Raw genomic sequence first — 12,888 nt, 5'->3', positions numbered from 1 at the left:
CAGTAAAATATTTGAAGTTTTAATAATATAAAAAAATATTTTAGGTATTAAAGATTTATATTTAAAAATATTAGTTTAAGTGAATTTTAATAAAAATTTTAATTAGAATGATTCGTCGGAGAAATTATGATTTTGTTGAAAATTATACACATAATTTTTGTAATGATTTTTCTATCAATATTTTTTCCAAAATCTTTATATGCTAGTACATCTTTGATTCGAAAAGATCATATTATTCAAAAGAATCTTGAAAATTTTGATGATCAATCAGCTTATGCGTTGGGAGTATCATTAGGAAATTACATTAATCATTCTTTTCGTGAGCAGAAGCGATTAGGAGTGATTTTAGATAAAAATAGTTTATTATCAGGAATAAGAGACTCTCTTTCAGGAAAGACTATATTATCTGACCAAGAAATTTCAATGGAATTAATAAAATTAGAAAAAAAATTAAAATATTTTGAAGATATAGTTTTAAAGAAGGAAGCACATAATAATAAAATTCAAGGAGATTTATATATTAAAAAAATGCTAAAGAAAAAAGATGCGAGACACACGTCTTCGGGTTTAGTTTTTTTTATTAAGAAAAAAGGAAGTGGTAAATTTTTGCATGATAGTGATGTTATCACAGTTCATTATAAAGGATCATTGATTAATGGTAATGAGTTTGATAATTCTTACAAGCGAGGTCAACCTTTATCTTTTTCTTTAGATAGCGTTATTCCAGGTTGGATAGAAGGTTTAAAATATATAAAAAAAGGTGGTTTAATAAAATTAGTAATACCACCGAAATTAGCATATGGGGAAACTGGAGTACCTGGAATTCCAGGAAATTCGACTTTAATATTTGAAATAGAATTAATAGACATACAATCTAAGTAAAATTTACTATTTTAAAAAGAAATATGTATTAACAAGTTTTATTTTATATTAAAATTTACGAAATAAGGTGATATATTTTATGAATTATACTGTATTAGTTATTGGGCCACCGTATAGCACACAAAATTCTACTAGTGCGTTTTTGTTTTCACGTGCAGTTATCTTAAATCATCATAAATTATTGAGTATTTTTTTTTATTGTGATGGAGCATTAAATGCTAATAAATTTATATCTCCTAATTTTAACGAATGTAATTTAGTAGAAGAATGGACTTGGTTGCATAACAAGTATTTAGTTAAGTTATGTGTATGTGTTAGTGCCGCTTTAAGAAGAGGAGTTATTGATGTAGTATCTAATACAAAACAAAATAAGAATATTAAAGTAGGTAATTTAAAATCATCATTTTTTTTAACTGGCTTGGGTGAATTTTCAAATTACTTGAAGATTAGCGATCGTGTTATACAATTTTAGCATAATGATAATGATATGAAAAAAATAGCTTTTGTTTTTTCTTATGTACCGCATGGCGTTAGTTTAGGTCGTGAAGGTTTAGATTTATTATTGTCTGTTTCTATTATGAATAGTAAGATTTCAGTTTTTTTTATTGGTGATGGTATTTTTCAATTATTAAAAAATCAAAAGCCAGATGAAATTTTGTCAAAAAATTATGTTTTATCTTTTAAAATATTACCGTTTTTTGGTATTTATGATTTTTTTTTATGTAATGAGTCTTTGAAGGAACGCGGTTTGTTTAAAAAGACAGACTTTTTATTAGACGTTTCTATATTATCTGCTATTGAAATTCGAAACAAGTTAAAAAATAGTGATTTAATAATTAATTTTTAAAGGGAATTGATTAAAAATGTTGCATATTTTAATGCGTTCTCCGTTTGAAACTAATATGGTATTATTAATGAATATGTTAGAATCTGTAGATGATATATTAATGCTACAAAATAGTGTGGTGTTAGCATTAAAAAATAATGTATTTTTAAATAAAATTTTATCTTATTCTGTTTCTATGTATGCTTTAAAACAAGATTTGTGTGCCCGTGGTATTTTAGACAATATTTCTCCGAATGTTAACGTAATAGGATATAACAGATTTGTTGATTTAACTGTAAAACATAAGCAGCAAATGTCATGGTAATTTTTTTATAATATGGATTATATCGCATTTTTTAAACATTATTTATAATATTTAGTGATAATTTAGGAGTTATTATGGCAACAGTCAATCAGTTAGTTCGAAAATCTCGTTCACGAAAGTTAATTAAAAATAATGTTCCTGCATTAAATAAATGTCCTCAAAAACGAGGAGTATGTATACGGGTGTATACTACTACACCAAAAAAGCCTAATTCTGCATTGCGGAAAGTATGTAGAGTACGTTTAACAAATGGATATGAAGTCACTGCTTATATAGGAGGAGAAGGTCATAATTTACAAGAACATTCAGTAATTTTAATTAGAGGGGGAAGGGTTAAAGATTTGCCTGGAGTTCGTTATCACGTTATTAGGGGTGCTTTAGATTGTTCAGGAGTTAAAAGTAGAAGTCAGGGTAGATCTAAATATGGAGTTAAAAAGAAAAAATAGCTTTAGTATAATTTATTTTATTTTTTATTAAATTTAATAAAAATTTTTATGTGGGGTACATACTATTATGCCAAGACGTCGTGGTATTGGACATCGAAAAATTTTGTCTGATCCAAAATTTTCTTCTGAAATGGTTGCAAAATTAATTAATATAATAATGGTTGATGGAAAAAAATCTATTGCTGAAGAAATTGTATATCAAGCTTTAACAATGTTAGCAAAAAAGATAGGAAAACCCGAATTAGAAGTGTTGGAATTAGCTTTAGAGAATGTACGTCCTACTGTTGAAGTAAAATCTCGTCGTGTTGGTGGATCAACTTATCAAGTTCCGATAGAAGTTCGTCCAGTGCGACGTCATGCTTTAGCTATGCGTTGGATTGTGCATTCAGCGCGAAAACGCATAGATAAATCAATGATTATACGATTGTCTAATGAATTATCGGATGCGATAGAAAACAAGGGATCTGCTGTTAAAAAGCGTGAAGATGTACATCGTATGGCTGAAGCTAACAAAGCTTTTGCACATTATCGTTGGTAAAACATTGAAAAATTATAGTTTTTAAATTGAAATTAATTATTAATTTCTATATAAGTGAAATAATTTACTGTATAAAAATTAAAAATTAGAGGGATAGAATGGCTCGTATTACACCTGTGTCACAATATCGAAATATAGGTATTAGTGCACACATTGATGCTGGAAAAACTACTACTACTGAACGTATTTTATTTTACACGGGAATCAATCATAAGATTGGAGAAGTTCATGATGGCGCAGCTACCATGGATTGGATGGAACAAGAACAAGAACGAGGAATTACAATTACTTCGGCAGCCACTACTACTTTTTGGTCAGGAATGTCAAAACAATTTTTACCACATCGAATTAATATTATTGATACGCCAGGACATGTTGATTTTACGATAGAAGTAGAAAGATCAATGCGAGTATTAGATGGTGCTGTTATGATTTATTGTGCCGTTGGTGGAGTACAACCTCAATCAGAGACAGTGTGGAGACAAGTAAACAAATATAATGTTCCTAGGATAGCTTTTATTAATAAGATGGATCGTATGGGGGCAAATTTTTTTAATGTAGTTAAACAAATGAACGAACGTTTGGGTATAGATCCTGTACCGATACAAATTCCAATAAATTCTGAGGAAAATTTTTCTGGGGTTATTGATTTAATTAGGATGAAAGCTATTTATTGGGATGATTTAGATAAAGGTATTACTTTTAAATATGATAATATACCTTCTGATTTAACAGTATTATCAGATAGATGGCGTCAAAAATTAATTGAATCAGCTGTTGAGAATGATGATTTTTTAATGGATAAGTATTTAACTGGGAAAAAATTATCTGAGTATGAAATCAAGAATTCTTTGCGTCAACGTGTATTAAACAATGAAATAGTTCTGATTACCTGTGGATCAGCTTTTAAAAATAAAGGAGTTCAAGCGTTGTTAGATGCTATAGTTGAGTATTTACCTTCTCCTATGGATGTAGCTTCTTACAATGTTAAAAAAATTAGTCAAAAGAGTAATAGTAAAAAATCATGTTCTTCAAATATGGATTTATCAAATGATCAAGAAGCATTTGTAGCATTAGCGTTTAAAATTGCTACAGATCCATTTGTAGGAAATTTGACATTTTTTAGAGTTTATTCAGGTAAAGTAAGTTCTGGAGATGTTATTTATAACTCAGTTAAGAAAAAAAAAGAAAGATTTGGAAGAATTGTTCAAATGCATGCAAATAAAAGGGAAGAAATAAAAGAGGTGAGAGCAGGTGATATTGCAGCTGCAATTGGTTTGAAAAGTGTTACTACTGGAGATACTTTATGTGATCCAAATAATGTAGTTGTTTTAGAAAAAATGGATTTTCCGGATCCTGTTATTTCCATAGCAGTAGAACCAAAAACTAAAATTGATCAAGAAAAAATGAGTGTTGCTTTAAATAGATTAGCAAAGGAAGATCCTTCATTTAAAGTTCATACAGATCGAGAATCTAATCAGACTATTATTTCAGGCATGGGTGAATTACATTTAGAAATAATTGTTGATAGAATGAGAAGAGAATTTGGAGTAGGTGCTAATATTGGTCAACCTCAAGTGTCATATCGAGAAACGATTCAGAGTTCAGTTAAGAATGTAGAAGGAAAATATATAAAACAATCTGGTGGAAGAGGACAATATGGACATGTTGTTATAGATCTATTTCCATTAAAACCTCTTAATCAGTCAGGGTATATTTTTATAAATGATATAAAAGGTGGAATTATTCCTGGAGAATATATTTCAGCTATAGATAAAGGTATACAAGAACAACTTTTATATGGTCCTCTTGCTGGTTATTCTGTAGTAGACATTGGTGTTCGGTTGCATTTTGGATCTTATCATGATGTTGATTCATCTGAAATTGCGTTTAAATTAGCTGCATCGTTAGCATTTAAAAGCGCCTTTAAAAAAGCTAATCCTGTTTTACTTGAACCTATTATGAAAGTAGAAGTAGAGACTCCGGAAGAGTATATGGGCGACGTGATAGGTGATTTGAATCGAAGACGAGGTATGATTGAAGGTATGATAGATTTATCTATAGGAAAATCTATTCGTGCTCAGGTTCCATTGTCTTGTATGTTTGGTTATGCTACTGATGTTCGATCTCAAACTCAGGGAAGAGCTTCTTATTCTATGGAGTTTTTAAAGTATTCTGAAGCGCCTGTCCATGTAGCGTCATCTATTATTCAAAATAGGGACAAGAATTAGTAATTGTTATTTTTATATTAATTTTGTTTAAATTATTTTATTTTTATAGAAAGGAAATGAGTTGTGTCTAAAGAAAAATTTAAACGTTCTAAGCCTCATATCAATGTTGGAACAATTGGTCACGTTGATCATGGTAAAACTACTTTAACATCAGCAATTACTACTGTATTATCTAAAAAGTATGGAGGTGCTGCTTGTGCATTTGATCAAATAGATAATGCTCCAGAAGAAAAAGCTAGAGGTATTACAATTAATACGTCACATGTTGAGTATGATACTTCTATAAGACATTATGCGCATGTTGATTGTCCAGGACATGCAGATTATATTAAGAACATGATTACTGGTGCTGCACAGATGGATGGAGCTATTTTGGTAGTTGCTGCTACTGATGGCCCGATGCCTCAAACTCGTGAGCATATTTTGTTAGGGCGTCAAGTAGGTGTTCCTTATATTGTAGTTTTCTTAAATAAGTGTGACATGGTTGATGATGAAGAATTATTAGAATTAGTGGAAATGGAAGTACGTGATTTATTAACGCAATATGATTTTCCTGGTGATAGCACTCCTATTGTCAGAGGATCTGCCTTAAAAGCGTTAGAGGGTGATCCTCAATGGGAACAAAAAATTTTAGATTTGTCCAATTATTTAGATACATATATTCCTGAGCCTAAACGATCTATTGATCAACCTTTTTTATTACCTATTGAAGATGTATTTTCTATATCAGGACGTGGAACTGTAGTTACTGGACGTATTGAAAGAGGTATTATAAAAGTAGGTGAGGAAGTAGAAATAGTTGGTATAAAATCTACTGTTAAGACTATATGCACTGGTGTAGAAATGTTTAGAAAATTATTAGATGAAGGGCGAGCAGGAGAAAATGTTGGTGTTTTGTTAAGGGGTACGAAAAGAGATGATATTGAGCGTGGTCAAGTTTTAGCGAAACCTGGAACGATTACCCCACATATAAAATTTGAATCTGAAGTATATGTGTTGTCTAAAGAAGAAGGCGGTCGCCATACGCCGTTTTTTAAAGGTTATCGTCCTCAGTTTTATTTTCGAACTACAGATGTAACCGGATCGGTTGAATTACCAGAGGATATGGAGATGGTTATGCCTGGTGATAATGTTAAAATGGTAATTACTTTAATTCATCCTATTGCTATGTCTGATGGATTGAGATTTGCTATTCGGGAAGGCGGAAAAACTGTAGGAGCTGGAATTGTAGTTAAAGTTCTGCAGTAAAAGTATATTTTTTAACAATAATCTAAAAAATATATGATTAATTTAATAAAGTCAAGAAAAGAAGCATAGAATAAGTTCTTTTCTTGATTTTTTTAAGATTTTTAAGGTATTATAAATTATGTTAATAATTTAATATTTTGAAACAATATTATAATGTTTAATTGTAATAGATATTTAAATAGATAGAAACAATATCGTTTAAAATAAAATTTTTATAAAAATTTATGTTTTTATTTTAATATTTAATTTATTTTTATGATATTATTAATATTTACATTATATATAAGAATACATTTAAATAGTATGATGTATTTATATTAATGTTGATTTTTAAGCTATTCGTTAAGTTGTGATTTTAAGGTTGTTTAACTTACAGTTCAAATTTTTAACAATGTTTCTAATTTGGAAACTAAATTTTAAATAATTACATATTCTTTTTAAATTTGAAAAGAGGTATGTTTTTTAATTTGTATATTATGGGAGTTCTGGTCTTATGCAGCAGAACCAAAGAATACGTATTCGTCTTAAAGCCTTTGATCATAGATTAATAGATCAATCAACGTCAGAAATTGTAGAAACTGCTAAAAGAACTGGAGCTCAAGTTCGTGGACCAATTCCTTTACCAACACATAAAGAAAAATTTACAGTATTAATTTCTCCTCATGTCAATAAAGATGCACGTGATCAATATGAAATTCGTACACATAAACGATTAATTGATATCGTAGAACCTACTGAGAAAACAGTAGACGCATTGATGAGATTAGATCTTGCTGCTGGCGTCGATGTTCAAATTAGTTTAGGTTAGTTATATCAATAAATTATTCAAGGATTTATAGCGTAATGATGGGTTTAATTGGGCAAAAACTTGGAATGACTCGAATTTTTACAGAAGAAGGGACAGTTTATCCTGTAACAATAATTAAAGTTAAAGAAAATAGAATCACTCAAATTAAAACTATTAGTCGTGATTTATATCATGCTGTTCAAGTTACTACTGGTATAAAAAAATCTAATAAATTATTAAAGCCGGAAATAGGTCATTTTTTGAAATCTGGAGTAAAAATAGGAAAAGGATTATGGGAATTTAAACTTACTAATAGTAGTATAAATGACTTTAAAATAGGTCAAAGTTTGAATTTAGAATTATTTTCTAATATAAAAAAAGTAGATATAATTGGTACATCGAAAGGAAAGGGGTTTTGCGGTACTGTAAAGCGATGGAATTTTCATACTCAGGATGCTACTCATGGAAATTCTTTGTCACATCGAGCACCTGGTTCTATTGGTCAAAATCAAACTCCTGGTAGAGTTTTTAAAGGAAAAAAGATGGCAGGGCATTTGGGTAATCATAGAGTTACAGTACAAAATTTAGATATAGTTAAAATTGATTTAAATCAAGAAATAATTTTGGTTAAAGGAGCTGTACCCGGTTATTCAGGTGGAAACATTATTATTAAGCCAGCAATTAAAACACGAGGAGTTTAATATGGAATTAGTGTTGAGAGACGATGAACATAGTGTTCTCAATGTATCTGATATTACTTTTGGTCGTGATTTTAATGAAGCATTGGTACATCAAGTAATTATTTCTTATTCTTCTAGTATTCGACAAGGAACTCATGCTCAAAAAAATCGTTCAGAAGTTTCTGGATCAGGTAAAAAACCTTGGCGTCAAAAAGGAACAGGACGTGCTAGAGTAGGTTCACTCAGAAGTCCCTTGTGGCGTTCTGGTGGAGTTACTTTTGCAGCTAAACCAAAAAGTTTTTATCAAAAAATTAATAAAAAAATGTATAGAGGTGCTTTAAAAAGTATTTTTTCTGAATTAATTCGTCAAAAACGTTTAGTAGTTTTTAGGGAGTTTACTATAGAGTTCCCTAAAACAAGATTATTAATTGATAAGTTAAGAGATATTAAATTACATGATGTTTTAATTATTACTAAAACTAAGGATAATAATTTAAAGTTAGCATCTCGAAATTTGTATAAAGTTGATGTGCAAACTGTGAATCATATGAATCCACGAAGTTTAATTTCTTTTAATCACGTATTAATTACTTCTAAAGCTATCCAAAAGGTAGAGGAGTTATTAACTTGATTAGTAAAACAATGATTTATGAAAAAATTTTATTAAAAGTATTGTTAGGTCCTCATATTTCTGAAAAATCTTCTACGTTGTCAGGAAATTTTAGCACTGTAATTATTAAAGTATCTATTTGTGCTACTAAATTAGAAATTAAACGTGCTGTGCAAAATATGTTTAATGTAGCAGTAAAAAATGTTAATACATTGGTAGTTCAAGGAAAATGTAAGCGAAAAAAAAGTCGTATAACGTGTTCTAGTAATTGGAAAAAAGCTTATGTGACTTTAAAAAGGGGGCAAAACATAAATTTTATTGGAAGTTCGGAATAAGACAATATACTAGATTAGTAATGATGAAAAGAGAAAAAAAATGGCTATTATTAAATGCAAACCTACATCTCCAGGTCGTCGTCATGCTATAAAAGTAGTAAATCCTAGTTTATATAAAGGAAAACCTATTTCCTCATTAATTAGAAAAAATAGTAAAAGTGGCGGTCGTAATAATTGTGGAAGAATTACCACTCGTCACATTGGTGGTAGACATAAAAGATTTTATAGAATAATTGATTTTAAAAGAAATAAAGATAATATTCCTGCTATTGTTGAGCGTTTAGAATATGATCCTAATAGATCTTCTAATATTGCATTAATATTGTATTCTGATGGAGATAGACGATATATTTTAGCTTCTAAGGGATTAATGGTAGGTTCAAAAATTGTATCAGGTTTTAACGCAGAAATAAAAATAGGAAATGCGTTACCTATGAAAAATATTCCTATAGGTACGGTTATACATAATGTAGAGATAAAACCTGGAAAAGGAGGACAAATTGCGCGTTCAGCAGGTACTTATGTTCAATTAATATCACGCGAAAATTCATATGTTACTATTCGATTGCGATCTGGTGAAACTAGAAAACTAGAATCAAAATGTAGAGCTACGATAGGAGAAGTAGGAAATTCGGAATCTATGTTAAGGGTGTTAGGTAAAGCAGGGGCATCTAGATGGCGTGGTATACGTCCTACTGTTCGAGGAACTGCTATGAATCCTGTAGATCATCCTCATGGAGGTGGAGAAGGGAGAAATTTTGGGAAACATCCAGTAAGTCCTTGGGGTTTGCAAACTAAGGGAAAGAAAACAAGAAAAAATAAACGTACGGAAAAATTTATTATTCGCCATCGTCATAAATAATTTAAGGAGATAAATAACAGTGCCACGTTCTCTTAAAAAAGGTCCGTTTATTGATATAGCTTTATTGAGAAAAGTAGAACAAGCTGTAGAAATACGTGATAAAAAACCGATACGTACTTGGTCTCGTCGTTCTACAATATTTCCAAAGATGGTTGGTTTAACAATGTTAATTCATAATGGTCGTCAACATATTCCAGTATTTATTACTGAAGATATGGTAGGACATAAATTAGGTGAATTTGTTTTGACTCGAACATATAGAGGTCATACTGCTGATAAAAAAGTTAAAAAACGTTAGATTTTTATAAATCGAGGTGAAAATATATGGAAACAATTGCTAGACATAGTCAAGCTCGTTCTTCAGCTCAAAAATTACGTTTAGTAGCTGATTTAATTCGAGGAAAAAATATAGAACATGCATTAAATATTTTAACTTTTTGTAATAAAAAGGCATCAATTTTAGTAAAAAAAGTTTTGAAATCTGCAATTTCAAATGCTGAGCATAATCATGGATCTGATATAAATAACTTACAAGTTAAAAAAATTTTAATTGACGAAGGGCCAACTATGAAACGAATGATGCCACGTGCTAAAGGTCGTTCAGATCGTATTTTAAAACGTACTAGTCACATTACTATAGTAGTTTCTGATAGTAAAGTAAAAGATAAAAAAGGTAGAGGTTAAGTACAATGGGTCAAAAAGTACATCCTAATGGTATGAGGTTAGGGATAATTAAACATTGGAATTCGGTGTGGTTTTCAAATAGTAAAGATTTTGCTAAAATTTTAGATAGTGATTATCAAGTGCGTTTATTTTTAAGAAAGGAGTTATTTAAAGCGTCTGTTTCTAGGATTGTTATAGAGCGTCCGTCAAAAAGTATTCGAGTGACAATATATAGTGCGCGGCCTGGTATAGTAATAGGAAAAAAAGGGGAAGACGTAGAAAAATTGAGGTTGTCTATAACAAATATTACTGGTGTACCTACGCAAATTAACATTGCTGAAATTCGAAAACCAGAATTAGATGCAAAATTAGTAGCTGATAATATAGTATCACAATTAGAACGAAGAATTATGTTTCGTAGAGCTATGAAAAGAGCTGTACAAAATGCTATGAGACAGGGTGCTAAGGGTATTAAAGTAGAAATAAGTGGTCGTTTGGGTGGAACAGAAATTGCAAGAAGAGAATGGTATCGAGAAGGTCGTGTTCCTTTACATACATTGCGTGCTGATATTGAATACAATGTTTCTGAAGCCCATACTACATATGGTGTTATTGGTGTAAAAGTTTGGATATTTAAGGGAGAAATTTTAGGCGGTATAGGATCTATTCCAAAAATAGAAAAACAAAAACCTATGTCTCAATTAAAAAAGCATCAACGAAGATATAGGAAATAAGGAGAAGTTTTAATGTTACAACCGAAAAATACTAAATTTCGAAAAATGCATAAAGGTAAAAATCGTGGATTAGCTATTGGAACTAATGTTCATTTTGGATTATATGGTTTAAAAGCAATTACTAGAGGGCGTTTAAAATCTAGTCAAATTGAATCTGCTAGACGAGCTATTACTCGTGCTATTAAAAGGCAGGGGAAAATTTGGATTCGAATTTTTCCTGATAAACCTATTACTAAAAAACCATTAGAAGTAAGAATGGGAAAGGGGAAGGGAAATGTTGAGTATTGGGTAGCATTAGTACAGCCAGGAAAGATTTTATATGAAATATCTGGTGTATCAGAAGAATTATCGCGAATAGCATTTAAGTTAGCAGCAGCTAAATTACCTGTAAAAACTATGTTTGTAACTAAGTTGGTAATGTGATGAAAAAAGTTGAGATAAAAAAAAAAACAATCAAAGAATTAAATATTGAGCTAATGAATTTGTTGCGAGAACAATTTAATCTTACTTTACAACATTCTGCTAAAAAACTTCAGCAGTCGCATTTACTCCAACATGTTCGTCGTAATATTGCTCAAGTTAATACTATATTAGCCGAAAAGGAAAAAGAGTGTGATTGATAAATTTCGTACGTTGTCTGGTCAAGTTATTAGTAATAAAATGCAAAAGTCTGCAATAGTTTCTATTAAAAGATTAATTAAGCATCCTTTATATAAAAAGTTTGTTAAAAAAACAACTAAATTGTGTATACATGATGAAAATAATCAATGTTCGTTTGGTGACATCGTAGAAATTCGTGAATGTCGTCCAATTTCTAAAACTAAATCTTGGATGTTAGTTCGCATTTCAAAAAAATCTTTAAGATCATGAATATAAGTTAGAGTGTTATACGTTTGTTGTTAGTGTGAATAAAATGCATATATAAAATTTATGTTTTGATAGTTAAATTAAAATTATTATATAAACATAAAAGTTTCTTAGATATATGAACATTTTAAACTGATATTTAAATTTGGAATTCGAATATGATACAGGAACAGAGTATATTAAATGTAGCGGATAATTCTGGTGCTCGTCTCGCTATGTGTATTAAAGTACTTGGTGGATCTCGTCGTCGGTATGCAGGAATCGGTGATATCATTAAGATTTCTATAAAAGAAGCTATACCTAGAGGAAAAGTAAAGAAGGGAGAAGTATTTAAAGCTGTAATAATAAGAACAAAAAAAGGTGTTAAACGTTCAGATGGTTCTATAATTCGATTTGACACTAATGCTTGTGTTGTATTAAATAATAATGATCAACCAATAGGGACAAGAATTTTTGGCCCTGTTACTCGGGAACTTCGAAATGATAAATTCATGAAAATTATTTCATTAGCTCCAGAGGTTTTGTAAGGAGGATATATTATGGCTGCTAAAATAAAAAAAAATGATCAAGTAATAGTATTAATTGGAAAAGATAAAGGGAAAATTGGTATAGTTCGAAAAGTTATTGCGAAGAGTAAAGTTATTGTAGAAGGTGTTAATATTGTTAAAAAACATACAAAACCTTCTCCTTCACAAAATAAAAAAGGAGGTATTGTAGAGCAAGAATCTAGTATTAATATTTCAAATATAGCTATTTTAAATCCTACAACAAAAAAATCTGATCGTATTGGTTTTAGAGTAAAAAATGGCAAAAAAGTAAGGTTTTTTAAATCTAATAATACTATTTGTAATTAA

The 12,888-nt window shown here is 29.9% G+C and carries 21 protein-coding genes; all 21 read left to right on the top strand.

Going from position 1 to position 12,888, the window contains the following annotated elements; genetic code table 11:
• Positions 1 to 126 precede the first annotated feature (126 nt).
• The 21 genes from fkpA to rplX all read left to right on the top strand — a co-directional run bounded on the left by fkpA (position 127) and on the right by rplX (position 12,888).
• Positions 127 to 882 (top strand): FKBP-type peptidyl-prolyl cis-trans isomerase, encoded by a 756-nt coding sequence (gene fkpA / locus BBP_RS02390; RefSeq protein WP_011091583.1) that lies wholly within the window; start codon positions 127 to 129, stop codon positions 880 to 882.
• A 79-nt stretch (positions 883 to 961) separates the two neighbouring features.
• Positions 962 to 1,354: a sulfurtransferase complex subunit TusD gene (tusD, locus tag BBP_RS02385; RefSeq protein ID WP_011091582.1), complete on the top strand. Its 393-nt coding sequence runs from the start codon at positions 962 to 964 to the stop codon at positions 1,352 to 1,354.
• A 15-nt stretch (positions 1,355 to 1,369) separates the two neighbouring features.
• Positions 1,370 to 1,729 (top strand): sulfurtransferase complex subunit TusC, encoded by a 360-nt coding sequence (gene tusC, locus BBP_RS02380; RefSeq protein WP_011091581.1) that lies wholly within the window; start codon positions 1,370 to 1,372, stop codon positions 1,727 to 1,729.
• A gap of 16 nt (positions 1,730 to 1,745) precedes the next feature.
• Positions 1,746 to 2,033: a sulfurtransferase complex subunit TusB gene (gene tusB / locus BBP_RS02375; RefSeq protein ID WP_011091580.1), complete on the top strand. Its 288-nt coding sequence runs from the start codon at positions 1,746 to 1,748 to the stop codon at positions 2,031 to 2,033.
• A 74-nt stretch (positions 2,034 to 2,107) separates the two neighbouring features.
• The gene (gene rpsL / locus BBP_RS02370; RefSeq protein ID WP_011091579.1) at positions 2,108 to 2,479 is read left to right on the top strand and encodes a 30S ribosomal protein S12; all 372 of its coding nucleotides are present in this window, start codon (positions 2,108 to 2,110) and stop codon (positions 2,477 to 2,479) included.
• A gap of 67 nt (positions 2,480 to 2,546) precedes the next feature.
• The gene (rpsG, locus tag BBP_RS02365; protein WP_011091578.1) at positions 2,547 to 3,017 is read left to right on the top strand and encodes a 30S ribosomal protein S7; all 471 of its coding nucleotides are present in this window, start codon (positions 2,547 to 2,549) and stop codon (positions 3,015 to 3,017) included.
• 98 nt (positions 3,018 to 3,115) lie between these two features.
• Complete coding sequence (gene fusA, locus BBP_RS02360) at positions 3,116 to 5,248, top strand: elongation factor G (protein ID WP_011091577.1); 2,133 nt, start codon at positions 3,116 to 3,118, stop codon at positions 5,246 to 5,248.
• Between the two features lie 63 nt (positions 5,249 to 5,311).
• Entirely contained in the window at positions 5,312 to 6,496 is a 1,185-nt protein-coding gene (tuf, locus tag BBP_RS02355; protein ID WP_011091576.1) for an elongation factor Tu, read from the top strand.
• A gap of 493 nt (positions 6,497 to 6,989) precedes the next feature.
• Complete coding sequence (gene rpsJ / locus BBP_RS02350; protein WP_011091575.1) at positions 6,990 to 7,304, top strand: 30S ribosomal protein S10; 315 nt, start codon at positions 6,990 to 6,992, stop codon at positions 7,302 to 7,304.
• A 35-nt stretch (positions 7,305 to 7,339) separates the two neighbouring features.
• Positions 7,340 to 7,984, top strand: coding sequence for a 50S ribosomal protein L3 (gene rplC, locus BBP_RS02345; protein ID WP_011091574.1), 645 nt, complete (start codon positions 7,340 to 7,342; stop codon positions 7,982 to 7,984).
• 1 nt (position 7,985) lies between these two features.
• Positions 7,986 to 8,594 carry a 50S ribosomal protein L4 gene (gene rplD / locus BBP_RS02340; RefSeq protein ID WP_011091573.1) on the top strand — a complete coding sequence of 203 codons (609 nt, stop codon included), beginning with the start codon at positions 7,986 to 7,988 and terminating at the stop codon, positions 8,592 to 8,594.
• An 11-nt stretch (positions 8,595 to 8,605) separates the two neighbouring features.
• Positions 8,606 to 8,908 (top strand): 50S ribosomal protein L23, encoded by a 303-nt coding sequence (gene rplW / locus BBP_RS02335; protein WP_011091572.1) that lies wholly within the window; start codon positions 8,606 to 8,608, stop codon positions 8,906 to 8,908.
• A gap of 40 nt (positions 8,909 to 8,948) precedes the next feature.
• A complete protein-coding gene (rplB, locus tag BBP_RS02330) occupies positions 8,949 to 9,770 on the top strand; it encodes a 50S ribosomal protein L2 (protein ID WP_011091571.1) in 822 nt (273 codons plus the stop codon).
• Between the two features lie 19 nt (positions 9,771 to 9,789).
• Entirely contained in the window at positions 9,790 to 10,068 is a 279-nt protein-coding gene (gene rpsS, locus BBP_RS02325; RefSeq protein WP_011091570.1) for a 30S ribosomal protein S19, read from the top strand.
• A 26-nt stretch (positions 10,069 to 10,094) separates the two neighbouring features.
• Positions 10,095 to 10,454, top strand: a complete 360-nt coding sequence (gene rplV, locus BBP_RS02320; RefSeq protein ID WP_011091569.1) for a 50S ribosomal protein L22 — start codon at positions 10,095 to 10,097, stop codon at positions 10,452 to 10,454.
• Positions 10,455 to 10,459: 5 nt separating this feature from the next.
• The gene (rpsC, locus tag BBP_RS02315; RefSeq protein WP_011091568.1) at positions 10,460 to 11,167 is read left to right on the top strand and encodes a 30S ribosomal protein S3; all 708 of its coding nucleotides are present in this window, start codon (positions 10,460 to 10,462) and stop codon (positions 11,165 to 11,167) included.
• A 12-nt stretch (positions 11,168 to 11,179) separates the two neighbouring features.
• Complete coding sequence (rplP, locus tag BBP_RS02310) at positions 11,180 to 11,590, top strand: 50S ribosomal protein L16 (protein WP_011091567.1); 411 nt, start codon at positions 11,180 to 11,182, stop codon at positions 11,588 to 11,590.
• A complete protein-coding gene (gene rpmC / locus BBP_RS02305) occupies positions 11,590 to 11,787 on the top strand; it encodes a 50S ribosomal protein L29 (RefSeq protein WP_011091566.1) in 198 nt (65 codons plus the stop codon). Before rplP ends, rpmC begins: the two co-directional genes overlap by 1 nt.
• Positions 11,780 to 12,037, top strand: coding sequence for a 30S ribosomal protein S17 (gene rpsQ / locus BBP_RS02300; RefSeq protein ID WP_011091565.1), 258 nt, complete (start codon positions 11,780 to 11,782; stop codon positions 12,035 to 12,037). Before rpmC ends, rpsQ begins: the two co-directional genes overlap by 8 nt.
• Before the next feature lie 155 nt (positions 12,038 to 12,192).
• Positions 12,193 to 12,561: a 50S ribosomal protein L14 gene (rplN, locus tag BBP_RS02295; protein WP_011091564.1), complete on the top strand. Its 369-nt coding sequence runs from the start codon at positions 12,193 to 12,195 to the stop codon at positions 12,559 to 12,561.
• A 12-nt stretch (positions 12,562 to 12,573) separates the two neighbouring features.
• Positions 12,574 to 12,888, top strand: coding sequence for a 50S ribosomal protein L24 (gene rplX / locus BBP_RS02290; RefSeq protein WP_011091563.1), 315 nt, complete (start codon positions 12,574 to 12,576; stop codon positions 12,886 to 12,888).

This window comes from Buchnera aphidicola str. Bp (Baizongia pistaciae), from assembly GCF_000007725.1.
GTDB classification, from domain to species: Bacteria; Pseudomonadota; Gammaproteobacteria; order Enterobacterales; family Enterobacteriaceae; genus Buchnera_B; species Buchnera_B aphidicola_H.
This window is presented reverse-complemented; position numbering and strand designations above follow the sequence as displayed.